The 22,208-nt window shown below is 67.3% G+C and carries 18 protein-coding genes and 3 tRNA genes; 18 read left to right on the top strand and 3 right to left on the bottom strand.

The features are described 5' to 3' along the window. Nucleotides 1–93 precede the first annotated feature (93 nt). The 3 genes from JJQ90_RS25505 to JJQ90_RS25495 are packed head-to-tail and all read right to left on the bottom strand — an operon-like array spanning nucleotide 94 to nucleotide 3,097. Nucleotides 94–1,152 (bottom strand): sensor histidine kinase, encoded by a 1,059-nt coding sequence (locus JJQ90_RS25505; protein WP_216879119.1) that lies wholly within the window; start codon nucleotides 1,150–1,152, stop codon nucleotides 94–96. Further along, complete coding sequence (locus JJQ90_RS25500) at nucleotides 1,149–1,586, bottom strand: response regulator (protein WP_216879118.1); 438 nt, start codon at nucleotides 1,584–1,586, stop codon at nucleotides 1,149–1,151. Before JJQ90_RS25500 ends, JJQ90_RS25505 begins: the two co-directional genes overlap by 4 nt. Further along, on the bottom strand, nucleotides 1,583–3,097 hold the full coding sequence (locus JJQ90_RS25495; RefSeq protein ID WP_216879117.1) for a sensor histidine kinase: 1,515 nt from the start codon (nucleotides 3,095–3,097) through the stop codon (nucleotides 1,583–1,585). Before JJQ90_RS25495 ends, JJQ90_RS25500 begins: the two co-directional genes overlap by 4 nt. A 212-nt stretch (nucleotides 3,098–3,309) precedes the next feature. Between JJQ90_RS25495 and JJQ90_RS25490 the strand changes: the two genes are divergently transcribed. The 18 genes from JJQ90_RS25490 to nuoG all read left to right on the top strand — a co-directional run bounded on the left by JJQ90_RS25490 (nucleotide 3,310) and on the right by nuoG (nucleotide 22,206). Beyond that, on the top strand, nucleotides 3,310–5,700 hold the full coding sequence (locus JJQ90_RS25490) for a 1-deoxy-D-xylulose-5-phosphate synthase N-terminal domain-containing protein (RefSeq protein WP_457851897.1): 2,391 nt from the start codon (nucleotides 3,310–3,312) through the stop codon (nucleotides 5,698–5,700). Nucleotides 5,701–5,755: 55 nt separating this feature from the next. Next, nucleotides 5,756–5,837: transfer RNA gene (locus JJQ90_RS25485), tRNA-Leu, on the top strand. Between the two features lie 153 nt (nucleotides 5,838–5,990). Beyond that, nucleotides 5,991–7,328, top strand: coding sequence for a trigger factor (tig, locus tag JJQ90_RS25480; protein WP_216879116.1), 1,338 nt, complete (start codon nucleotides 5,991–5,993; stop codon nucleotides 7,326–7,328). A 276-nt stretch (nucleotides 7,329–7,604) separates the two neighbouring features. Further along, the gene (gene clpP / locus JJQ90_RS25475) at nucleotides 7,605–8,249 is read left to right on the top strand and encodes an ATP-dependent Clp endopeptidase proteolytic subunit ClpP (RefSeq protein ID WP_216879115.1); all 645 of its coding nucleotides are present in this window, start codon (nucleotides 7,605–7,607) and stop codon (nucleotides 8,247–8,249) included. 172 nt (nucleotides 8,250–8,421) lie between these two features. Continuing rightward, the gene (clpX, locus tag JJQ90_RS25470) at nucleotides 8,422–9,678 is read left to right on the top strand and encodes an ATP-dependent Clp protease ATP-binding subunit ClpX (RefSeq protein ID WP_216879114.1); all 1,257 of its coding nucleotides are present in this window, start codon (nucleotides 8,422–8,424) and stop codon (nucleotides 9,676–9,678) included. A 203-nt stretch (nucleotides 9,679–9,881) separates the two neighbouring features. Further along, nucleotides 9,882–12,299 (top strand): endopeptidase La, encoded by a 2,418-nt coding sequence (gene lon, locus JJQ90_RS25465; RefSeq protein WP_216879113.1) that lies wholly within the window; start codon nucleotides 9,882–9,884, stop codon nucleotides 12,297–12,299. A 280-nt stretch (nucleotides 12,300–12,579) separates the two neighbouring features. Beyond that, the gene (locus JJQ90_RS25460) at nucleotides 12,580–12,852 is read left to right on the top strand and encodes an HU family DNA-binding protein (RefSeq protein WP_216879112.1); all 273 of its coding nucleotides are present in this window, start codon (nucleotides 12,580–12,582) and stop codon (nucleotides 12,850–12,852) included. Nucleotides 12,853–12,966: 114 nt separating this feature from the next. Next, a tRNA-Val gene (locus JJQ90_RS25455) sits at nucleotides 12,967–13,038 on the top strand. Between the two features lie 319 nt (nucleotides 13,039–13,357). After that, the gene (locus JJQ90_RS25450) at nucleotides 13,358–14,023 is read left to right on the top strand and encodes a hypothetical protein (RefSeq protein ID WP_216879111.1); all 666 of its coding nucleotides are present in this window, start codon (nucleotides 13,358–13,360) and stop codon (nucleotides 14,021–14,023) included. Continuing rightward, a complete protein-coding gene (locus JJQ90_RS25445; protein ID WP_216879110.1) occupies nucleotides 14,020–14,988 on the top strand; it encodes a tetratricopeptide repeat protein in 969 nt (322 codons plus the stop codon). The genes JJQ90_RS25450 and JJQ90_RS25445 overlap by 4 nt, the downstream gene beginning before the upstream one ends. A gap of 55 nt (nucleotides 14,989–15,043) precedes the next feature. Next, nucleotides 15,044–15,120: transfer RNA gene (locus JJQ90_RS25440), tRNA-Asp, on the top strand. 280 nt (nucleotides 15,121–15,400) lie between these two features. Next, nucleotides 15,401–15,769, top strand: coding sequence for an NADH-quinone oxidoreductase subunit A (locus JJQ90_RS25435; RefSeq protein ID WP_216879109.1), 369 nt, complete (start codon nucleotides 15,401–15,403; stop codon nucleotides 15,767–15,769). 40 nt (nucleotides 15,770–15,809) lie between these two features. Next, nucleotides 15,810–16,370: a NuoB/complex I 20 kDa subunit family protein gene (locus tag JJQ90_RS25430; protein WP_216879108.1), complete on the top strand. Its 561-nt coding sequence runs from the start codon at nucleotides 15,810–15,812 to the stop codon at nucleotides 16,368–16,370. Further along, entirely contained in the window at nucleotides 16,312–17,010 is a 699-nt protein-coding gene (locus JJQ90_RS25425) for an NADH-quinone oxidoreductase subunit C (protein ID WP_216879107.1), read from the top strand. The genes JJQ90_RS25430 and JJQ90_RS25425 overlap by 59 nt, the downstream gene beginning before the upstream one ends. Nucleotides 17,011–17,039: 29 nt before the next feature. After that, the gene (locus tag JJQ90_RS25420) at nucleotides 17,040–18,245 is read left to right on the top strand and encodes an NADH-quinone oxidoreductase subunit D (RefSeq protein ID WP_230410992.1); all 1,206 of its coding nucleotides are present in this window, start codon (nucleotides 17,040–17,042) and stop codon (nucleotides 18,243–18,245) included. Further along, nucleotides 18,242–18,850 (top strand): complex I 24 kDa subunit family protein, encoded by a 609-nt coding sequence (locus tag JJQ90_RS25415; RefSeq protein WP_216879105.1) that lies wholly within the window; start codon nucleotides 18,242–18,244, stop codon nucleotides 18,848–18,850. The genes JJQ90_RS25420 and JJQ90_RS25415 overlap by 4 nt, the downstream gene beginning before the upstream one ends. A 3-nt stretch (nucleotides 18,851–18,853) precedes the next feature. Further along, complete coding sequence (gene nuoF, locus JJQ90_RS25410; protein WP_216879104.1) at nucleotides 18,854–20,161, top strand: NADH-quinone oxidoreductase subunit NuoF; 1,308 nt, start codon at nucleotides 18,854–18,856, stop codon at nucleotides 20,159–20,161. Nucleotides 20,162–20,166: 5 nt separating this feature from the next. Continuing rightward, entirely contained in the window at nucleotides 20,167–22,206 is a 2,040-nt protein-coding gene (gene nuoG, locus JJQ90_RS25405; RefSeq protein ID WP_216879103.1) for an NADH-quinone oxidoreductase subunit NuoG, read from the top strand. Nucleotides 22,207–22,208 lie beyond the last annotated feature (2 nt).

Raw genomic sequence — 22,208 nt, 5'->3', positions numbered from 1 at the left:
GCCAGAAGAGATCGCCCATCGTATGCCCCGCCTCCACAGGCAGGTTGACTCACAGATCAGGCCTTCCGCGCAACCCCTTTATGGGTCCTGAACTTAGACCAGCCCGAACCGCACCGTGACGCGTGAGCCCGGCCCGCCGGCGAACTCCACCAGCCCGCCGATCGTCCCCGCCATGGCATGCACGATCCGCCCGCCGAGGCCGGTGCCGGAGACCTGCTCCGCCCCCGCGCCGCCGACGCCGTCATCCTCCACCCGCAGCACGCCCGCATCGCCTTCTTGTGCCAAGGTGACGCGGATCGGCCCGCCTTCCGGCATGTCGGGATAGGCATATTTCAGCGCATTGGTGACCAGCTCGGAAAGGATGACGCCGAGCGAGACGGCGCGATCCGGCGGCACTTCCAGCGGGGCCCCGGTGAAGTCGATGCGCGCCGTCTCCACGCTGCGGCCGATCTCCGCCAGCAACCCGCCGAGATAGTCCGTCAGCGCGACGGAGCGCACATCGGCGGAGGTGTAGAGCCGCCGATGCACCTGGGCCACGGCGGCGATGCGGTGGCGCACCGCGGCCAGCGCGGCGCGCGCGGCGGGGTCGGCCACCGCGCCTTCCTGAAGCCGGGTCAGGCTGGCGATGATCTGAAGGCTGTTGGCGACGCGGTGGTTCACCTCCTGCAACAGCAGGGCGCGGCTGGCGGCCAGCTCCTCCGCCCGGTCGCGCGCTTCCCGCACCGCGGCGGCATCTTCCGCCTGCTGGCGGCGCATCGAGGCCCGGCCGACGGCGCCTTCCATCGCCCGGTGCAGCAGCAGAAGGAAGCTCTCGCCGGGCGTCTTCACGACGAAGTCCTCGGCGCCGGCGCGCAGGGCCGCCACCGCCACCCGGGTCTCATCCGCCCCGGTCACGAAGATCACGGGGGCGGGGTCGGGCAGGGCGCGAAGTTCCGCCAGCGTTTCCAGCCCATCGGCGCCGGGCATGTAGTGGTCGAGGCAGATCGCCGCGAAGCCGCCCTGCCGCGCCAGGGCGACGCCCTGCTCGCCACCATGCGCGGTAACCACCTCATGCCCCATCCGGCCAAGCGCCCGCTGCACCAGGCGGCACAGCGCCGCGTCGTCGTCGATATACAGGATGCGGGAGGTGGCAGGACTGGCGGGGGGGGTCATGGGGCTGTGGGCGGAACCTGGATGACGGCGAGGAACAGCCCGAGCTGGCGGACCGCCTGGGCGAAGGTTTCGTAGTTCACCGGCTTGGTGATGTAGACGGAACAACCGAGTTCATAGCAGCGCCGGATTTCCCGGTCGTCATCCGTCGTCGTCAGCACGATCACAGGTGCGAGGCGCAGCACCGGGTCCGCCTTCAGCCGGGCCAGGATGTCGATGCCGCTCATATCCGGCAGGTTGAGGTCGAGCAGCACCAGCACCGGCGCGCCGCCCTGCCGGCCGGGGCCGAACAGATGCTCCACCGCCGCGGTGCCGGAATTCAGGTGCAGCACGTCGTTGTAGACGCCGGCGCGCTTCAGGTTCTTCTCGATCAGCCGGGCATGGCCGTCGTCATCCTCGATCATCACGATGGTGACGGCCTGGGCGGAGACGTTCATGCGGGCAATTCCTCGGTCTGGGATGCGGGCGCCGGGTCCGGGGCGGGCAGCGCATCCGGCAGCAGCAGGGTGAAGGTCGAGCCGACGCCGAGCGTCGAGGTCAGGCGGATGTCACCCCCCATGCGACGGGCGAGCGCGCGGGTATGGGCCAGGCCGATACCCTCCCCAGGCTGGTCCTGGGGGCCGGAGCGGCGGAACAGCTCGAACACCCGGGCGTGGTCGCGCGCGGCGATGCCGCGGCCATTGTCGACGACGTCGATGGCATTCAGCCCCGCCTCCCGCCGCGCGCGCAGCAGGATGCGGCCGGGGCGGGCCGGGTCGAGGTACTTGGTGGCGTTGTCGAGCAGGTTGCCGAGGATCTGTTCCAGCGCCAGCCGGTCGGTGCGCAGGGTGGGGAAGGGCGGTTGCAGGGTGATCTCCGCCCCGGCGCGGTCCAGTTGGTGCTGAAGGCTGGCGGCGATGCCCTCCAGCAGCCCCTGGACCGCCACCGGCTCCTCCGCCAGGCGCCGCCGTCCTTCCCGCGACAGCGCCAGGATGGCGCCGATCAGACGGTCCATGCGGTTGGTGGAGGAGCGGATGAAGCCAATGGCTTCCGGGATATCCTCCTCCACCGCGTCGCGCACTTCCTGCGTAACGAGGGACGGCGCTTCGGTCCCGGCGCGCTGCACCAGCCCGCGCACCGCCTCGATGGCCGTCTCCAGCTCCTGCGTGAAGCCCATGACATTGACCAGCGGCGCCCGCAGGTCGTGGGAGACGATATAGGCGAAGCGCTGGATTTCCTCATTCGCCGCCATCAGGGAGGTGGTGCGGGCGGCGACCCGCTGCTCCAGCCCGGCATTGGAGCCCCGCAGCGCCGCCTGGGCCGATTCAAGTTCGCGCGTATAGAGCATGGCGACACGCAACGTGCCGAGGCTGACCAGGGCGATCAGCACCAGCCCGCTGGCGGCGACGAGGAGCAGGATGCGGCCGGCGCGGTCCATGCTCGCGCTGCGTCGCTCCTGCCGCGCCGCCGTGCGTTGCTCGATGCCATTCAGCACCTGCCGGACGTCATCCATCAGGGTCTTGCCCCGGCCGTCGCGCATCAGGGCGGTGGCGCCCGGCATGTCGCCGGACTCGGCCAACTCGATGGTCTGGCGCAGTTCGGCCAGCTTGGCCTCGATCCGCCAACGCAACTCCTCCTGGACAGGGATATTGCCGCCATCGGCGGCGACCTGCGTGGCCAGCCTCTCAAGCTCCGAATCCAGCTGCGCCTCGGCCTGGCGGTAGGGCTCCAGATATGCCGCGTCGCCGGTCAGCAGATAGCCGCGCTGGCCGGTCTCCGCATCCTGGAGGGAGCTGAACACCTCGGCGGTGGTAACCCGGATCTGCTGCGTCGCCACCACCGCTGACGCATAGCCGCGGGTTTCCTGCACCATCCAGACGAGGCCGACGCCGATCGCCAGCAGGATAACGAAGCCCAGCGCGGTGAGGCCAAGCGTGATGCGGCCGAAGGCGGCCTGGGTCCAGGTCATGTAGCCATTTCGATTTCATTCCGGCAGGCGAGCGGTCGGCGTCAGATCGCCGAGTGGGACGCCAATAGACAATAGCATGGCGACGACCGATCCGGCTTCGGACAACACATCGCCGTGAACGGGTCTGCCCACCCCGCCGCGCGCGGCTGTGCTTCGCGCCGTGGCCTGCCCAGCCTATCCTGGCCGCATAACCGACCCGGGAGGGCCGACACTTGACCGTAGAACGTCCGATTCAAAAAGCGCCGCAGGTGAAGGGCCTGTCGCACCGTCTGGCGGTGCTGCACGCGCTGGAACGCAAGCTGCTCTGGCTTTCCGCCTGGATGATCCATCACGCCAACCACATCCGGCCGAATCGGGATGGGCTGAAGGTGGGCGGCCACCAGGCCTCCTGCGCCTCCTCCGTCTCGATCCTCGCGGCGCTGTATTTCGAGATCCTGCGGCCGCAGGACCGGGTGGCGGTGAAGCCGCATGCCGGGCCGGTGTTCCATGCCATCAACTACCTGCTGGGCCGGCAGGCGCGGGAGAAGCTGTCGACGCTGCGGCAGTTCGGCGGCATCCAGCCCTATCCGTCCCGCGTGAAGGATGGGGCGGAGGTGGATTTCTCCACCGGCTCCGTCGGCCTCGGCGTGGCGCTGACCACCTTTGGCAGTCTGGTGCAGGACTATGTCCGGCTGCACGGGCTGGGGCGGCCGGAGATCGCGGCCGGGCGGCATGTGGCGATCGTCGGCGATGCCGAACTCGATGAGGGCAATATCTACGAGGCCCTGCTGGAGGGCTGGAAGCACGATGTCCGCAACGTCTGGTGGGTGGTGGACTACAACCGCCAGAGCCTGGACAGCGTGGTGCCCGACCGCCTGTTCGGCCGGATCGAGGGCCTGTTCCGCGATATGGGCTGGAACGTCGTCACCCTGAAATATGGCCGCCGCCTGGAAGCCGCCTTCGCCCGGCCGGAGGGGGAGGCGCTGCGGCGCTGGATCGATGACTGCCCGAACAGCCTCTATGCCGCACTGACCTTCCAGGGCGGGGCCGCCTTTCGCCACGCCATCCTGGCCGAGCTGGGCCGGGTGCCGGGGGTGCGCGCCATCATCGACCCGCTGACCGATGACGAGCTGGCGGCGCTGATGACCAATCTCGGCGGCCATGACATCGAGACGCTGACCGAGGCCTTCCGGGCCGCCGATGCGGCGGGCGACCAGCCGACCTGCTTCATCGCCTATACGGTGAAGGGCATGGGCCTGCCCTTCGCCGGGCACAAGGACAACCATGCCGGGCTGATGACGAAGGAGCAGATGGCGACCTTCCGGGACGTCATGCGCATCCGCCCCGGCCATGAATGGGACCGCTTCGAGGGGCTGGACCTGCCGGAGGCCGAGATCCAGGCCTTCCTCGAGTCCATCCCCTTCGCCAGGCCGCTGGCGCCGGAGGGGCGGCGGCTGGATTCGCCGCTGATCCCGGTGCCCGCCACGCTGCCGGCGCCGCGGATTCCGCCCGGGCGGATGATGTCCACCCAGGCCGCCTTCGGCGAAATCCTGGCCGAGATCGGGCGCGGGCAGGGGGCGAATGCCCCACTGGCCGAGCGCATCGTCACCACCAGCCCGGATGTCACCGTCTCGACCAATCTCGGCCCCTGGGTGAACCGGCGTGGCATCTTCGACCGGCATCTGAAGAACGACGTGTTCCGGGATGCCAAGCTGGCCAGCGCGCAGCGCTGGGGCATGGGGCCGGAGGGGCAGCATATCGAACTCGGCATCGCCGAGCAGAACCTGTTTCTTCTGTTGGGCGCCCTGGGCTTGTCCCATTCCCTGTACGGCGCGCGGCTGCTGCCGGTGGGCACGGTCTATGACCCCTTCGTCAACCGCGGGCTCGATGCGCTGATCTATGGCTGCTACCAGGATGCGCGGTTTCTTCTGGTTTCAACGCCTTCCGGGCTGACCCTCGCGCCGGAGGGCGGCCAGCACCAGTCGGTGAACACGCCGCTGCTGGGCATCGCCCAGGACCGGCTGGCGGCCTATGAGCCGGCCTATGCCGATGAGCTGGCGGTGCTGATGCGCTTCGCCTTCGACCACATGCAGAAGCCGGAGGGCAGTTCCGTCTGGCTCCGGCTGTCCACCCGCGCCCTGGCCCAGCCGGAGCGGCGCCTGGATGCGGAGGCTGTCATCGCCGGCGGCTACTGGGTGGTGCCGCCCGGCCCCGGGGCGAAGCTGGCCATCGCCTATCAGGGGCCGGTGGCGCCCGAGGCGCGGGAGGCCTTCGATGCGGTGCGGGAGGATATGCCCGATGCCGGGCTGCTCGCCATCACCAGCCCGGACCGGCTGCATGCCGATTGGCTGGCCCAGGGCCGTGCGCGACGCCAGGGCGGGCCGGGCGAATCGGTGGTGGAGAAGCTGCTCGCGCCGCTCGACCGCGATGCGGCGCTGGTGACGATCCTGGACGGTCATCCGGCGGCGCATGCCTGGCTGGGCTCGGTGCGCGGCCAGCGCGTGGTGCCGCTCGGCGTCGACCGCTTCGGCCAGGGTGGCGACCTGCCGGACCTCTATGATGCCTATGGTCTGGACGCGGCGGCGATCCTGGATGCCTGCGCCGCGGCGGTGCTGCGCGGATAGCTGCGAAGACCCGCTTGGCGCCGGGCCGCCGGGCGGATAGGTAGCGGCCAGGCGCGCGGGCGTGGTGGAATTGGTAGACACGCTGGATTTAGGTTCCAGTGGCGCAAGTCATGGGGGTTCGAGTCCCTCCGCCCGCAGGATTTTCGCCGCTTTTGGCCCGGGGGCGGCCCCGGCCTGGCCCGGTTTCGGGCCGATCCCCATTGCCCCCGGCGCCCTTGGGCGGTAACGGGGCGGGCCTCAAAGCGTCTTGCGCCCGTCATGGGCGCCTCTGTGCATGAAGAAGGTCCAAAATGCAGGTCACCGAGCTTCCCGCCGAGGGGCTGAAAAGGGCGTTCCAGGTCGTCGTCCCGGCCGCGACCCTCGCCGAAAAGCGCGACAAGCGCCTGAAGGAACTGGGCGCCGACCTGCGCCTGCCTGGCTTCCGCCCCGGCAAGGTGCCCACCGCCGTGGTCAAGCAGCGCTACGGCCAGGCCGTGGCCGGCGAGGTGCTGGAACAGTCCGTCGATGACGCGACCCGCCAGGTGATCGCCGATCGTGGCCTGCGGCCCGCCATGCAGCCGAAGATCGAGCTGGTGAACTACAGCGACGGCGCCGATCTGGAATACAAGATCGACCTGGAGCTGCTGCCCGAGATCCCGATGCCGGATTTCGCCTCCATCGCGCTGGACCGCCAGAAGGCGACCCCGGAAGACGCCCAGGTGGACGAATTCCTGGCCACCATGGCCGGCCGCCTGGCCACCACGGAAGATGTGGCGGAAGCCCGCCCGGCCGTGAAGGGCGATGTGCTGGTCGTTGATTTCGAGGGCCGCACGAAGAACGAGGATGGCAGCCTGTCCGAGCCCTTCCCGGGCGGCACGGCGACCGATACCCCTGTCGAGGTCGCCGGCGAGGGCTTCATCCCCGGCTTCACCGAGCAGCTGGAGGGCATGAGCCCGGGCGAGCAGAAGGACATTTCCGTCAGCTTCCCGGCCGAATACGGCTCCGCCGCCTTGGCCGGCAAGGACGCGGTCTTCGCGATCAGCGCCAAGGCGCTGAAAGTGAAGAAGCTGCCGGAGATGGACGACGAATTCGCCAAGCGCCTGGGGCTGGAGGACATGGCCGCGCTGCGCGCCAAGGTCATCGAGAACCTGCAGGGCGAATATGACGCCCTGGCCCGGATGAAGGTGAAGCGCGCCCTGCTGGACGCGCTGGCCGAGAAGGCGGTGTTCGAAGTGCCGGCCGGCATGGTCGAGGGCGAGTTCGCCCAGATCTGGCAGCGGGTGGAGCAGGACCTGAAGGCTGGCAAGCTCGATGCCGACGACCAGGGCAAGGACGAGGAGACGCTGAAGGCGGACTACCGCGCCATCGCCGAGCGCCGCATCCGCCTGGGCCTGCTGCTGTCCGAGATCGGCCGCACCAACAACATCCAGGTCTCGAACGACGAGATCGCCAACGCCATGCGCCAGGAAGCCAGCCGCTATCCGGGGCAGGAGAAGGAGGTCCTGGAGTACTTCCGCAAGAATCCCCAGGCGATCGAGGGGCTGCGGGCGCCGATCTTCGAGGAGAAGGTGGTCGATTTCGTGCTGGAGCTGGCCAAGGTCACCGACCACCAGGTGGCCCCTTCCGAGCTGACGACCCAGGCGGAATAAGGGTTTTCGACCCTTCCGAATCGACCCGCGGGGCGGCGCCGATGGCCCGCCCCGCTTGCTTTTGCCACCCTGCCGCACCAGTTCCGCGCTCCTTGCGGGCGGTGCATCCGAGGGGGGGCTTTGCGGCGGGCGCCGCTTTCCCCATCTTAAACGGAATGGCAGAGATTCGCTGTCAGACTGCGGCCTCGATACGGGGAACCGGGTCAGCCCAGTCGGGGGAACCCAGTCAGGGGAATGCGCCCATGCCGGCGACGGAAGGGCATGAAAGGGACCACCATGCGTGACCGCGATCCGGTCGAATTCTACAACAGCTCCCTCGTCCCCATGGTCGTCGAGCAGACGGCACGGGGTGAGCGGGCCTATGACATCTATTCGCGCCTGTTGAAGGAGCGGATCATCTTCCTGACCGGGCCGATCTTCGACCAGGTGGCGTCGCTGGTCTGCGCGCAGCTGCTGTTCCTGGAGAGCGAGAACCCGAACAAGGAGATCGCCTTCTACATCAACAGCCCGGGCGGCGTCGTGACCGCCGGCCTCGCGATGTACGACACCATGCAGTACATCCGCAGCCCGGTCTCCACCGTCTGCGTCGGCATGGCCGCCTCCGCCGGCAGCCTGCTGCTGACCGCCGGTGCCAAGGGCAAGCGCTACGCCCTGCCGAACAGCCAGGTGATGATCCACCAGCCCTCCGGCGGCGCCCAGGGCCAGGCGACGGACATCGCCATCCAGGCGCGGGAGATCCTGAAGACGCGGGAGCGGCTGAACCGCATCTACGTGCACCATACCGGCCAGCCGATCGAGGAGATCGAGGCCAAGATGGAGCGCGATACCTATATGACGGCCGAGGAGGCCCGGGATTTTGGCCTTCTCGACCATGTGGTCGAGCAGCGCCCGCTGCCGCCGGCCGATCCGGTGAAGATCTGAACCCCCCGGGGGCGGGGCGCGGCAATGTGCCGCGCCGTCACCCGAACGGTGGCACTTTCCCCCGCGCGCTTGCGGGGCTATATTCCTTTGTTTCCCGCCCCCCGGCCGGGGGGCAGGCGTCCCGCGCGGTCAGCCTGCCAGGCGGTCGCGGCTTGAGGCTTTCGGAGCGCGCATGAGCAAGTCCGGCGACTCGAAGAACACCCTGTATTGCTCGTTCTGCGGCAAGTCGCAGCATGAGGTCCGGAAGCTTATCGCCGGACCAACCGTGTTCATCTGCGATGAATGCGTTGAGCTTTGCATGGACATCATCCGCGAGGAACACAAGACGCACCTCGTCAAGTCGCGTGACGGCGTGCCGACGCCCCGCGAGATCTGCAAGGTCCTCGATGATTACGTCATCGGCCAGGACCATGCGAAGAAGGTGCTCTCGGTCGCGGTCCACAACCACTACAAGCGCCTGGCGCATGGGGCGAAGGCCGGCGAGGTCGAGATCGCCAAGTCCAACATCATGCTGATCGGCCCGACCGGGTCGGGCAAGACGCTGCTGGCGCAGACCCTGGCCCGCATCCTCGACGTGCCCTTCACCATGGCGGACGCCACCACGCTGACCGAGGCCGGCTATGTCGGCGAGGATGTCGAGAACATCATCCTCAAGCTGCTTCAGGCCGCCGACTACAATGTGGAACGCGCCCAGCGCGGCATCGTCTATATCGACGAGGTCGACAAGATCTCCCGCAAGTCGGACAATCCGTCGATCACGCGGGACGTGTCGGGCGAGGGTGTGCAGCAGGCGCTGCTGAAGATCATGGAGGGCACCGTCGCCTCCGTGCCGCCGCAGGGCGGGCGCAAGCATCCGCAGCAGGAATTCCTGCAGGTGGATACCACCAACATCCTGTTCATCTGCGGCGGCGCCTTCGCGGGCCTCGAGAAGATCATCGGCTCCCGCGGCAAGGGTTCCGGCATCGGCTTCGGCTCCGAGGTGCGGGCGCCGGATGAGCGGCGCACGGGTGCGATCCTCAAGGAGGTCGAGCCCGAGGATCTGCTGAAATTCGGCCTGATCCCGGAATTCATCGGCCGCCTGCCCGTGGTCGCGACGCTGGAGGATCTGGATGAGAAGACCCTCATCGAGATCCTGACCAAGCCGAAGAACGCCCTGGTGAAGCAGTATCAGCGGCTGTTTGAGATGGAGGGGGCCAAGCTCACCTTCACCGAGGACGCCATGAAGTCCGTGGCGACGCGGGCCATCCAGCGCCGTACCGGCGCGCGCGGCCTGCGCTCGATCATGGAGGCGATCCTGCTCTCCACCATGTTCGACCTGCCCGGCCTCGAGGATATCGAGGAGGTGGTCGTGAACCGCGAGGTGGCCGAAGGCCGTGCCAGCCCGCTGTTCATCTATGGTGAACGCCCCGCGGAGCAATCTGCGGGCTGAACGATGGGTCGGGCCGATGGGCCCGGCCTTGGATGGCCCCCCTGGCATGAGGACCCCGCATGGGGCTCGCCTTGTGATGGTGGGGTAGGGGGGCCATCTGTTTGACAATCCCGTGGCGCCGGGAACCGTGCCGATAACCAGGACCCCAGGGGGGATCATCCTGGGGGCGGTTTCCGCGCCGATCGTCCAAAGTGAGGTCCGATATGGCGGCCAATCCCACTGAACCCGTCCGCGGCGAGCTGCTTCCCGTCCTGCCGCTGCGCGACATCGTCGTCTTCCCCCACATGATCGTGCCGCTCTTCGTCGGGCGCGAGAAATCCGTTCGCGCGCTGGAAGCGGTGATGCGCGACGACAAGCAGATCCTGCTGGTCGCGCAGAAGAACGCCGCGCAGGACGATCCCGGGGCGGAGGACCTGTACCAGGTCGGCACCGTCTCCACGGTGCTGCAGCTGCTCAAGCTGCCGGACGGCACCGTGAAGGTGCTGGTCGAGGGCGGCCGCCGCGCGAAGATCGACGCCTATAAGGGCACCGAACCCTATTTCGAAGCCTTCGCCGCAACGGCGGAGGAGCCGAAGCCCGAGGGGCGGGAGCTGGAGGCGCTGGCCCGCACCGTGGTCGCGCAGTTCGAGCAGTACATCAAGCTCAACAAGAAGATCGCGCCGGAGGTGCTGGTCTCGATCAACCAGATCGAGGAGCCGGCCAAGCTGGCCGATACGGTGGCGAGCCACCTGAACCTGAAGATCTCCGAGAAGCAGGAACTGCTGGAGATCGTCGGCGTCGGCCCGCGCCTGGAACGCGTCTTCGCGCATATGGAATCGGAGATCGGCGTCCTCCAGGTGGAGAAGCGCATCCGGAGCCGCGTCAAGCGGCAGATGGAGAAGACGCAGCGCGAATACTACCTGAACGAGCAGCTCAAGGCGATCCAGAAGGAACTGGGCGAGGGCGAGGAAGGCAAGGACGAGGCCGCCGAGCTGGAGGCCAAGATCAAGGCCACCAAGCTGTCGAAGGAGGCCCGCGACAAGGCGATGGCGGAGCTGAAGAAGCTCAAGACCATGTCGCCGATGTCGGCCGAGGCCACCGTCGTGCGCAACTACCTCGACTGGATGCTGTCGATCCCGTGGAAGAAGAAGTCGCGCATCCGCAATGACGTGGTCGCGGCTGAAGCGGTGCTGGATGCCGACCACTACGGGCTCGACAAGATCAAGGAACGGATCATCGAGTATCTGGCGGTGCAGTCTCGCAGCTCGAAGATCCGCGGGCCGATCCTGTGCCTCGTCGGCCCCCCCGGCGTGGGCAAGACCTCGCTCGGCAAGTCCATTGCCAAGGCGACCGGCCGCAATTTCGTGCGCATGTCGCTCGGCGGCGTGCGGGACGAGGCGGAGGTGCGTGGGCACCGGCGGACCTATATCGGCTCCATGCCCGGCAAGGTTCTGCAGGGGATGAAGAAGGCGAAGTCGTCCAACCCGCTGTTCCTGCTGGATGAGATCGACAAGCTGGGCGCCGACTGGCGCGGCGACCCGTCCTCCGCGCTGCTGGAGGTGCTGGACCCCGAGCAGAACGGCACCTTCAACGACCATTACCTGGAGGTCGACTACGACCTGTCCGACGTGATGTTCGTCACCACGGCCAACAGCCTGCGCATGCCGCAGCCGCTGCTGGACCGCATGGAGATCATCCGCATCCCCGGCTACACCGAGGATGAGAAGGTCGAGATCGCCAAGCGCCACCTGCTGCCGAAGGTGAGCGAGGCCAATGGCCTGAAGAAGGGCGAGTGGAGCATCTCGGACGAGGCGCTGCACGACATGGTCCGCTACCACACCCGCGAAGCGGGGGTGCGCAATCTGGAGCGCGAGCTGGCCGGCATCGCCCGCAAGGCGGTGAAGGAGATCGTCTCCAAGAAGGCGAAGAAGGTCGCCGTTACCGTCAAGAACCTCGAGAAGTTCGCCGGCGTCCGCAAGTTCCGCTACGGCGAGGCCGAGGCGGAGGACATGGTGGGCGTGGTCACGGGTCTCGCCTGGACCGAGGTGGGCGGCGAGATCCTGACCATCGAATCGGTGGTGCTGCCGGGCAAGGGCGCGGTGAAGACGACCGGCAAGCTCGGCGACGTCATGCAGGAAAGCGTCTCCGCGGCGCTGTCCTATGTGCGCAGCCGCTCGATCAACTTCGGCATCAAGCCGACGGTGTTCGAGAAGCGGGACATCCACGTGCACGTGCCGGAAGGCGCGACGCCGAAGGATGGGCCTTCCGCCGGCGTGGCGATGGCGACCTCCATCGTCTCCGTGCTCACCGGCATTCCGGTGCGCAAGGACATCGCCATGACCGGCGAGATCACGCTGCGCGGCCGGGTGCTGCCGATCGGCGGGTTGAAGGAGAAGCTGCTGGCGGCGCTGCGCGCGGGCGTCACCACGGTGTTCATCCCGAAGGAGAATGAAAAAGACCTGGCCGAGATCCCCGACAATGTGAAGAAGGGGCTCGCCATCATCGCCGTCAGCCATGCGGATGAGGTCATCTCCCAGGCGCTGGTGCGCAAGCCGGAAGCAATCACCTGGGAAGAGCCGGCCGAGCCGGCGCCTGCCGCGGGCGGTGCGCCGGGCGACGGGGCGGCTGTGCGACCGCACTGAACCGGCTGGATCATGTTGAGGGCAGGGCGCGTACCGAAAGGTGCGCGCCTTTCCCTTTTTTGGGCTGAAAATTCTAACCGCGGCGCAATCTTCCAGCGCTGCGCGCGATGCCATGCATTCCCGGCGTGGCTCTGTCGAAGAATTGGCGGATATCCGCCGAAAATCGGGCGCCCCGGCGTTGACTGCCCCGAAACGCCGCTCCTAGTGTGCCGCCATGGCGGGGCGTGATTCGGGCCCGTTCGACGATGCGAAATGAACAGGAACCTGAAAGGGAGCCCACATGAACAAGCAGGATCTGGTCGCCGTGGTTGCGGAGGCTGCTGACATTCCGAAGGCCAAGGCGAGCGACGTGCTCGACGCGGTGTTCGATGCGATCGAGAAGGCGCTGAAGACCAGCACCGAAGTGCGGCTGGTGGGCTTCGGCACCTTCAGCACCTCCAAGCGCAAGGCCGGCAAGGGCCGCAACCCGCGGACCGGCGAGGAGATCGAGATTCCGGCGACCAACACGGTGCGCTTCAAGGCTGGCAAGAGCCTGAAGGACGCGGTGAACTGAGACCTTCCGCCAGGATTGCGTGAGGGAAGGGCTGGCCCGCAGGGGCTGGCCCTTTTCCGTTTCAGGGCCTCTTGGCGCCGCGGCGCCGGGCGGCTAGGCCATTCTCCACGCCTGGGGCGCTTAGCTCAGCGGTAGAGCGCCTGTCTTACACACAGGTGGTCGGCGGTTCGATCCCGTCAGCGCCCAGGCCTCCTTTCATGACCGTCCACGCGGGCGGGAAAATGATGCCCTTGCGCATCAAGCGCCTATCATCACGGATTTCTCCTCTGTTAGAATCGCCGCGGCGCAGCGGCTGTCGCCGGCTGGGCATCTGAACAGGAATCGGAGTTCTCCAGTGACGGCACTTCTTCCCCGTTTGAATGTGGCTTTTGCCGTGATGTCCGCATTGGCTCTTGGCGGATGTGTGCAGGGCGTCACTCAAGGCACCGCGTCTGGCCCGGTGACGGGCGCCGCGGGCGGGTCGACCAGTGTGGGCGCCAGCGGGTTGGAACGCTGCCCGGAGACGATGGGCACGCTCGCCGTGGATGATGGGCGCCAGCAGGCCTGGTGGGGCCCCTTCACCCAGGCCACCCAGATCACCACGATCGAGCCGATGGTCCGGCTGGTCATCCAGCAATCCAACTGCTTCATGATCACCTCGATGGGGAATGACCGCCTCGAATCCCGGATGACCGGGATCACGGCGCGCCAGCGCTCCGGCGAGTTCCGCGCGGGGTCCAACCAGCAGCGTGGCCAGCGCGTGGCGGCCGACTACTTCCTGGAGCCCGCCATTCTCTTCGCCGGATCCAACACCGGTGGGATCGCGGGCAGCCTGGGCGGCTTCGGTGGCAGTTGGGGTGGCCTGGCGGCCGGCATCGCCGGGGCGGCGATGCGCACCAGCTCCACCAGCGTGACCATGTCCCTGTTCGATATTCGCAGTGGCGTGCAGGTCGCGGCCTCCGAGGGCAGTTCCACCACCAATGACCTGGCCGGTGGCCTTGCCGGGCTCGGGCTTGGTACGGGTGGCGGCGCGGGTGGCGCGCTGAGCGCCTATCAACGGACGCCGCAGGGGCAGGCCACCGTCGCCGCCTTCGTCGATTCCTACAACAAGCTGGTTGTCGCGGTGCGCAACTACCGGGCGCAGGAAATCCGCGGCGGTTCCGGCACGGGTGGCAGGCTGCGGGTTCGATGATCGCGGGGCGTTGGGTCCCGGCGTCGCTGGCGCTGGTGCTGACGGCCTGCATGCAGCAGACCCCGCCGCGGACCGGCGGGGGCTTCGGCCAGACGGTACAGATCTGCCGCGCCGGAGAGGATTGCCGCGTGGTCCCGACGGAGCAGCTGCGCAACACCACACTGCCGGTGGATGGGCGCGGCGAGCGTCAGGCTGATCCCGACCTGTATCGCGGCGAAAATCCGGCCGAGTTGCAGCAGGCGGCGCGGGAGGGGGATGCCCGCGCCGCCTATCGCATGGGGCAGGTTCTGGAATTCGGGCTCGGGGGGCGGGGTCGGAATCCGGCGGAGGCGATGCGCTGGTATGAGCAGGCGGCGGAGGCCAACCATCATTGGGCGCAGTTCCGCCTGGCGCAGATGCTGGAAAGCGGCCGGCGCGACCGTGGGCGGGCGGTGCGGCTGACCGTGGCGGCGGCCGAGGGCGGGGTGGCACAGGCGGCCTACAATCTCGGCATGATGCATCGCTCCGGCCAGGGCGTGGCGCGCGATGCCGGGGAGGCGGCGCGTTGGCTGACGGTCGCCGCCGAGAACGGCGTGCCGGAGGCGCAGTACAATCTGGGCCTGATGTATTTCCGGGGCGATGGCGTGCCGCGCCAGCTCTACGACGCGCTCAGCTGGATGCGTCAGGCCGCGCAAGGTGGCTATCTCCCGGCGCAGAAGGCGGTCGGGCGGCTCTACATGACCGGTCTCGACACCATGGGCCAGGATCTGACGGAAGCGCGCAGCTGGCTGAGCCTCGCCGCCTCCCGGGGGGATCGGGAGGCGCAGGGCTGGCTGCGGCAACTCGACCGGGAAGTGCGGGAGGAACGGGCCTTCCAGCGGGAGTTGCAGCTGCAGGCGGCGGAGACCCAGGCGCTCTGGGCCTCGATCGCCCTGGCGGCGTTCCTGGCCCCGCCGCCCGTGATTGTCTATTCGCGGCGTTGGTGACAGCGGGTTGACAGGGTGCCTCGGCCCCCGTATTTCCCGCCACACAAGTTCGCGGGCGGGTGTAGCTCAGTTGGTTAGAGCGCCGGCCTGTCACGCCGGAGGTCGCGGGTTCGAGCCCCGTCACTCGCGCCACGCGGACTTGGTACTTTCCCTGGAAAGTTAAGAAATGGGTGTTCACCTTTGGTGAGCGCCCTTTTTCTTTTTCGGGCCGTTGCACGATCTTGCGGATGTCAACACTTTCATCATGCATCGGCCCTATGGCGAAGTGTGGCGAGGGCGCGTATTCTCCGCTGCGCTGCAATGCGATGAGACGGGGCCTGCGGATTGGCGCAGTTGGCCCTGCCTTGGCGTGCAAGTGGAACAGCTCGGGTGCCCTGGCGGCCTCGGGCCAGGCAAGGATGGCCGAAGCACCATGACCCAGCCGCTGCTGGCAGAATACTTCCCGATCCTGGTGTTCCTGGGCATCGCAGCGGGCATCGCCTGCGCGATGGTGGGCGGCGCGCTTCTGGCCGCGAAGCAGAAGCCCTATGCCGAGAAGCTCTCGGCCTATGAATGTGGCTTCGAGCCTTTCGACGACACGCGCCGGAAGTTCGATGTGCGATTCTACCTGGTCGCCATCCTGTTCATCATCTTCGACCTGGAAGTGGCCTTCCTGTTTCCCTGGGCGATCACGCTCGGCGAGATCGGCTGGTTCGGCTTCCTGTCCATGATGGGCTTCCTGGGCGTGCTGACGGTGGGCTTCATCTATGAGTGGCGCAAAGGCGCGCTGGACTGGGAATGAAGCCTTTTAGGGGAGGCCGGCGGGGCGCCCGGAGAATGGCATGAGCGGTTCGAATGCAGACCAGATCGCCTGGAACAGGGAGGCTCTGCCCCCCGGCCCGGCGCAGGATTCCGTGGTGCGTGGCATCACCGGCGAGATCGAGGAAAAAGGCTTCGTCATCGCCAACCTCGACAAGGTGGTGAACTGGGCCCGCACCGGCAGCCTCTGGCCGATGACCTTCGGCCTGGCCTGCTGCGCGGTGCCGATGATCCACGCCTATATGGCGCGCTACGACCTCGATCGCTTCGGCATCATCCCGCGCGGATCGCCGCGGCAGTCGGATGTGATGATCGTCGCCGGCACGCTGACCAACAAGATGGCCCCCGCCTTGCGCAAGGTCTACGACCAGATGTCGGAGCCGCGCTGGGTGATCTCCATGGGCTCCTGCGCCAATGGCGGCGGCTATTACCACTACAGCTACTCCGTGGTGCGCGGCTGCGACCGTGTGGTGCCGGTGGATGTCTATGTCCCCGGCTGCCCGCCGACAGCCGAGGCGCTGGTTTATGGAATCCTGCAATTGCAGAAGAAGATCCGCCGCACGGGGACGATCCTCCGTGGCTGACGCCAGCACCCTCCAGGCGCTGGGCGCCACCATCGCCGAAGCCGCGGGTGCCGTGGTGGAGGAGGTGTTCGTGGAACGCGGGGCGGAGCTGGTGCTGCGCGCGCGGCGCGAGCAGCTGGTCCCGCTGATGCTGATGCTGCGCGACGATCCGCGCTTCGCCTTCGAACAGGTGATGGATATCTGCGGCATGGACTGGCCGGAGCGCGCCGAGCGTTTCGAGGTGGTCTACAACCTGCTCAGCCTGGCTCTGAACCAGCGCGTCCGCGTGCTGGTCTCGACCGATGAGGCGACGCCGGTGCCGAGCCTGATCGCCGTCTGGCCCGCCGCGACCTGGTATGAGCGCGAGGCCTGGGACATGTACGGCATCGTCTTCGAGGGTCAGACCGACCTGCGCCGCCTGCTGACCGATTACGGCTTCGAGGGCCATCCGCTGCGCAAGGATTTTCCCCTCACCGGCCATGTCGAGGTTCGCTACGACGAAAGCCGCAAGCAGGTGGTCTATGAGCCTGTGGCGCTGACCCAGGATTTCCGGTCGTTTGACTTCCTGAGTCCCTGGGAGGGCATGACCACCCTGCCGGGCGACGAGAAGGTCCATCAGATTCGGACGGAGCGCGGGCAGATCGAGGGGCCGAAGTCATGACAACGGAACTCGTCAGCGGCCTGCCGCAGATGGATGGGCCGAACGCGTCCCAGAAGCTGTTCGACGCCGAGACGCACACCATCAATTTCGGCCCGCAGCACCCGGCCGCGCATGGCGTGCTGCGTCTCATCCTGGAGATGAAGGGCGAGGTGGTGGAGCGTGCCGATCCGCATATCGGGTTGTTGCATCGCGGCACCGAGAAGCTGATCGAATACAAGACGTATCTCCAGGCCATGCCGTACATGGACCGGCTGGATTACGTTTCCCCGATGTGCATGGAGCACAGCTTCGTCCTGGCGACGGAGCGTCTGCTCGGCATCGAGAACGACGTGCCGCTGCGCGCCAAGTGGATACGCACGATGTTCGCGGAACTCACGCGCATCCTGAACCACCTGCTGAACGTCACCACCTATGCGCTCGACGTCGGCGCCATCACGCCGTCGCTCTGGGGCTTCGAGCAGCGCGAGCATCTGCTGGAATTCTACGAGGCGGTCGGCGGTTCGCATTACCATGTGAACTACTTCCGGGCCGGTGGCGTGGCGAAGGACCTGCCGGCAGGTCTGGAAGACAAGATCGGCGCCTGGTGCCAGCGCTTCCCGAAATTCCTCGATGAGCTTGAGGGGCTGCTGACGCAGAACCGCATCTTCAAGCAGCGCACCGTCGATATCGGCGTGATGACGGCGGAGCAGGCGATGTCCTGGGGTTTTTCGGGCCCCTGCCTGCGCGCCTCCGGCTGCGCCTGGGACCTGCGCAAGTCGCAGCCCTATGAGATGTACGACCAGCTCGACTTCGAAATCCCGGTCGGCGTGCAGGGCGATTGCTACGATCGCTACCTGGTGCGGATGCAGGAGATGCGGCAGTCGCTGCGCATGGTCGAACAATGCCTGGGCCATATCCGCCCCGGCCCGGTGAAGATCGCCGACCACAAGATCTCCCCGCCGTCGCGCGGTGAGATGAAGCGGTCGATGGAAAGCCTGATCCATCACTTCAAGCTCTACACCGAGGGCTACCATGTGCCGGAAGGCGCGACCTATACGGTGACCGAGGCGCCGAAGGGCGAGTTCGGCGTCTATATGGTGGCCGACGGCACCAACCGCCCCTATCGCTGCAAGATACGCGCGCCCGGCTTCGCGCATCTGCAGGCGATGGAGGCCCTGTCCAAGGGGCATATGCTGGCCGATGCGGTGAGCATCATTGGCAGCCTGGACATCGTGTTCGGGGAGATCGACCGGTGAGTTTTGCGCAGCCCACGCATTTCGCCTTCGATGAATCCAGCGAAGCCGAAATCGCGAAGATTCTCGCCAAATATCCGGAGGCGAAGAAGGCTTCCGGCGTGATTCCGCTGCTCTATGTCGTGCAGCGCCAGATGGGCCGCGGCACGGGCAGCGCCTGGGTGCCGAAGGTGGCGATGGACGTGATCGCGGAGCGCCTCGGCATGGCGCCGATCCGGGTCTATGAGGTCGCGACCTTCTACTTCATGTTCAACATGAAGCCGATCGGCCGCCACCACCTGCAGCTCTGCGGCACCACGCCCTGCATGCTGCGCGGCTCGGACGATGTGATGCGCGCCTGCCATGACGCGGCGCATGTGCATGTCGGCCAGACCTCCGAGGACGGGTTGTTCACGCTGACCGAGGTGGAATGCCTCGGCGCCTGCGTGAATGCGCCGGTGCTTCAGGTGGATGACGACTACTTCGAAGATCTCGACTACGACCGCACCGTGGCGCTGATCGAGGCGCTGAAGCGTGGCGAGAAGCCGACACCCGGCAGCAGCATCGGTCGTCAGACCAGCGCGCCGGAAGGCGGGCCGCTGACGCTGATCGATGTGGGGGGAGAATAGGCCATGGCACTCTCCGACAAGGACCGCATCTTCACCAACCTCTACGGGTTGCAGGACTGGCGGCTGCCGGCGGCGCAGAAGCGCGGCAACTGGGACGGCACGGGCGGCATCCTCGCCAAGGGCCGTGACTGGATCATCGAGGAGATGAAATCCTCCGGCCTGCGCGGCCGCGGCGGCGCCGGCTTCCCGACCGGCATGAAGTGGTCCTTCATGCCGAAGCAGGCGAGCGAGCGGCCGCACTACCTCGTCGTCAATGCCGACGAATCCGAGCCCGGCACCTGCAAGGATCGCGACATCATCCGCCACGATCCGCATACGCTGATCGAGGGCTGCCTGATCGCCGGCTTCGCCATGGGCGCGCATGCCGGCTACATCTATGTGCGTGGCGAATACTACAATGAGAGCCGTGTGCTGGATGCGGCGATCGACGAGGCATATGCGGCCGGGCTGCTCGGCAAGAACGCTGCAGGCTCGGGCTGGGATTTCGACCTGTATGTGCATCGTGGCGCCGGCGCCTATATCTGCGGCGAAGAGACGGCGCTGATCGAGAGCCTCGAAGGCAAGAAGGGCATGCCGCGGCTGAAGCCGCCATTCCCGGCGGCCGTCGGCCTCTATGGCTGCCCGACCACGGTGAACAATGTGGAGACGATTGCGGTCGTTCCCACCATTCTGCGCCGCGGTGCCGCCTGGTTCGCCGGCTTTGGTCGCCCGAAGAACTCGGGGACAAAGATCTTTTGCATCCAGGGCCATGTGAACAAGCCCTGCAACGTCGAGGAGGAGATGAGCATCCCGATGCGGGAGCTCATCGAGCGTCATGCCGGCGGCGTGCGCGGCGGCTGGGACAATCTGATGTGTGTCATCCCAGGCGGGTCATCGACGCCGCTGCTGCCGAAGCACATTTGCGACGATGTGCTGATGGATTTCGATGCGCTGCGCGAGCACAAGTCGGGCCTCGGCACCGCCGGCGTGATCGTCATGGACAAGTCCACCGACATCGTCCGCGCCATCGCCCGCCTGTCGCGCTTCTACAAGCATGAGAGCTGCGGCCAGTGCACGCCGTGCCGCGAGGGCATGGGCTGGGTCAGCCGCATGATGGACCGGATGGTGCAGGGTCGCGCCGAGGTCGAGGAGATCGACGTGCTGGAGGATGTGACCCGTCGCATCGAGGGCCACACGATCTGCGCGCTCGCGGATGGTGGCGTCTGGCCGGTGCAGGGGCTGATCCGGCACTACCGTCCCGTGATGGAAGAACGCATCGCAGCCTACAAGGCCGCGCATGCCGCGCCAGTCTTGCCCATGGCGGCGGAGTAACGACAATGGCCAAGGTCACGGTTGACGGGATCGAAGTCGAAGTCCCGAACGGCGCCACGGTGCTTCAGGCCTGCGAGGCCGCGGGCAAGGAAATCCCGCGCTTCTGCTACCATGAGCGGCTGAGCGTCGCCGGCAATTGCCGGATGTGCCTCGTCGAGGTCGAGAAGGCGCCGAAGCCCGTCGCCTCCTGCGCCTATCCGGTCGCGGATGGCATGGTGGTGAAGACGGACAGTCCGGTGGTGCGCAATGCGCGTCGCGGCGTCATGGAATTCCTGCTGATCAATCACCCGCTGGATTGCCCGATCTGCGACCAGGGCGGCGAGTGCGACCTGCAGGACCAGGCCATGGGCTATGGCATGGACCACAGCCGTTACCGCGAGGCGAAGCGGTCGGTGAAGGACAAGAACATCGGGCCGCTGATCAAGACGATCATGACCCGTTGCATCCAGTGCACGCGCTGCGTCCGCTTCTCGGCGGAAGTGGCCGGCACCTCCGAACTCGGCGGCACCAACCGCGGCGAGAACCTGGAGATCGGCACCTATGTCGAGCAGGCGCTGACCAGCGAGCTCTCCGGCAACCTGATCGACATCTGCCCGGTCGGCGCCCTGACCTCGCGCCCCTATGCCTTCGTCGCGCGGCCCTGGGAGCTGCGCAAGACCGAGGGTATCGACGTGCTGGACGCGACCGGCACGAATATCCGCATCGACACGCGCGGCCCGGAAGTGCTTCGCATCCTGCCGCGCATCAATGAGGATGTGAACGAGGAATGGATGGCCGATCGCGGCCGTTTCTCCTTCGACGGCCTCAAACGCAAGCGGCTGGACCGGCCCTGGCTCCGTGTGGACGGCAAGCTGCGGCCGGCGAGCTGGGGGGAGGCATTTGCCGCCATCGCGGCGAAGCTGAAGGGCCTGCCCGGGTCGCGCATCGGCGCCATTGCCGGCGACCTCGTGGAAGCCGAGAGCCTCTTCGCGCTGAAGACGCTGATGGCCAAGCTGGGCTCGGCCAATCTCGACTGCCGGGTGGATGGCGCGGCCATCGACGTGTCGCGGCCGGATTTCTACCGCTTCAACACGACCATCGCCGGGATCGAGGAGGCGGATGCGCTGCTGATCGTCGGCAGCAATCCGCGCCATGAATCGCCGGTCATCAATGCCCGCATCCGCAAGCGCTGGGCGCAGGGGCGCTTCCCGGTCGGGTTGATCGGCCCCGTCGGCCTCGACCTGACCTATGGCCATCAGCATCTGGGCGACGGCCCGGCGGCGCTGGGCACCCTCATCGAGGGCACCCACTGGTTCAGCCAGACCTTCCGCGCGGCGAAGAAGCCGATGGTGCTGCTGGGGCGCGGCGCGCTTGCGCGGCCGGATGGCGCGGCGGTGCTGGCGGCGGCCTGGCAGGTGGCGGCCAGCGCCGATGCGCTGCGGCCGGACTGGCACGGCTTCAACCTGCTGCATCTGTTCGGTGGCCAGGTGGGCGCGTTGGCGCTCGGCTTCCTGCCGGGCGAGGGCGGCCAGGACATCGGCGGCATGCTGGGCGGCGGCGTGGATGCGCTGTGGCTGCTGGGCGCCGATGGCGTCGATCCGGCAATGATCCAGCCGGGCACCTTCGTCATCTACCAGGGCCATCACGGCGACCGGGCCGCGTCCCGCGCCGATGTCATCCTGCCGGGTGCGGCCTACACGGAAAAGGACGGCACCTGGGTGAATACCGAGGGCCGCGTGCAGCGTGGCCATCTGGCGATCCATCCGCCCGGCGAGGCACGGGAGGATTGGCGCATCATCCGCGCGGCGAGCGAGGCGCTCGGCGCCACGCTGCCCTTCGACACGCTGGCGCAGTTGCGGGATGCCATGCCGCTGGCCGAGGGTTTCGAACGCGGCTTCTGCACCGATGCGACCGGGCCTTCCGGCGATGTCGGCGGGTTGTCGTCCACGGCCTTCAGCCTGCCGCTGGCGAATTACCACCAGGCCGATGTCATCAGCCGCGCCTCCGAGGTGATGGCGCAATGCGCGGCGACCTATGCCGCGCCGCTGGCCGTAGCGGCGGAGTAGGA

Origin of the sequence: Falsiroseomonas oleicola, from assembly GCF_019029495.1 — a bacterium.
Lineage (GTDB): Bacteria > Pseudomonadota > Alphaproteobacteria > Acetobacterales > Acetobacteraceae > Falsiroseomonas > Falsiroseomonas oleicola.
The sequence above is the reverse complement of the archived record's forward strand: the minus strand, read 5'-3'. Positions and strand labels throughout refer to the sequence as shown.

Coding starts and splice junctions, on each gene's coding strand:
- JJQ90_RS25450 (WP_216879111.1), top strand. CDS start 13,358: ATGGGCACGCTCGCCGTGGATGATGGGCGCCAGCAGGCCTGGTGGGGC.
- JJQ90_RS25460 (WP_216879112.1), top strand. CDS start 12,580: ATGAACAAGCAGGATCTGGTCGCCGTGGTTGCGGAGGCTGCTGACATT.
- nuoG (WP_216879103.1), top strand. CDS start 20,167: ATGGCCAAGGTCACGGTTGACGGGATCGAAGTCGAAGTCCCGAACGGC.
- JJQ90_RS25425 (WP_216879107.1), top strand. CDS start 16,312: ATGGAATCCTGCAATTGCAGAAGAAGATCCGCCGCACGGGGACGATCC.
- JJQ90_RS25430 (WP_216879108.1), top strand. CDS start 15,810: ATGAGCGGTTCGAATGCAGACCAGATCGCCTGGAACAGGGAGGCTCTG.
- clpX (WP_216879114.1), top strand. CDS start 8,422: ATGAGCAAGTCCGGCGACTCGAAGAACACCCTGTATTGCTCGTTCTGC.
- JJQ90_RS25500 (WP_216879118.1), bottom strand. CDS start 1,586: ATGAACGTCTCCGCCCAGGCCGTCACCATCGTGATGATCGAGGATGAC.
- JJQ90_RS25495 (WP_216879117.1), bottom strand. CDS start 3,097: ATGACCTGGACCCAGGCCGCCTTCGGCCGCATCACGCTTGGCCTCACC.
- tig (WP_216879116.1), top strand. CDS start 5,991: ATGCAGGTCACCGAGCTTCCCGCCGAGGGGCTGAAAAGGGCGTTCCAG.
- JJQ90_RS25445 (WP_216879110.1), top strand. CDS start 14,020: ATGATCGCGGGGCGTTGGGTCCCGGCGTCGCTGGCGCTGGTGCTGACG.
- lon (WP_216879113.1), top strand. CDS start 9,882: ATGGCGGCCAATCCCACTGAACCCGTCCGCGGCGAGCTGCTTCCCGTC.
- nuoF (WP_216879104.1), top strand. CDS start 18,854: ATGGCACTCTCCGACAAGGACCGCATCTTCACCAACCTCTACGGGTTG.
- clpP (WP_216879115.1), top strand. CDS start 7,605: ATGCGTGACCGCGATCCGGTCGAATTCTACAACAGCTCCCTCGTCCCC.
- JJQ90_RS25505 (WP_216879119.1), bottom strand. CDS start 1,152: ATGACCCCCCCCGCCAGTCCTGCCACCTCCCGCATCCTGTATATCGAC.
- JJQ90_RS25435 (WP_216879109.1), top strand. CDS start 15,401: ATGACCCAGCCGCTGCTGGCAGAATACTTCCCGATCCTGGTGTTCCTG.
- JJQ90_RS25420 (WP_230410992.1), top strand. CDS start 17,040: ATGGATGGGCCGAACGCGTCCCAGAAGCTGTTCGACGCCGAGACGCAC.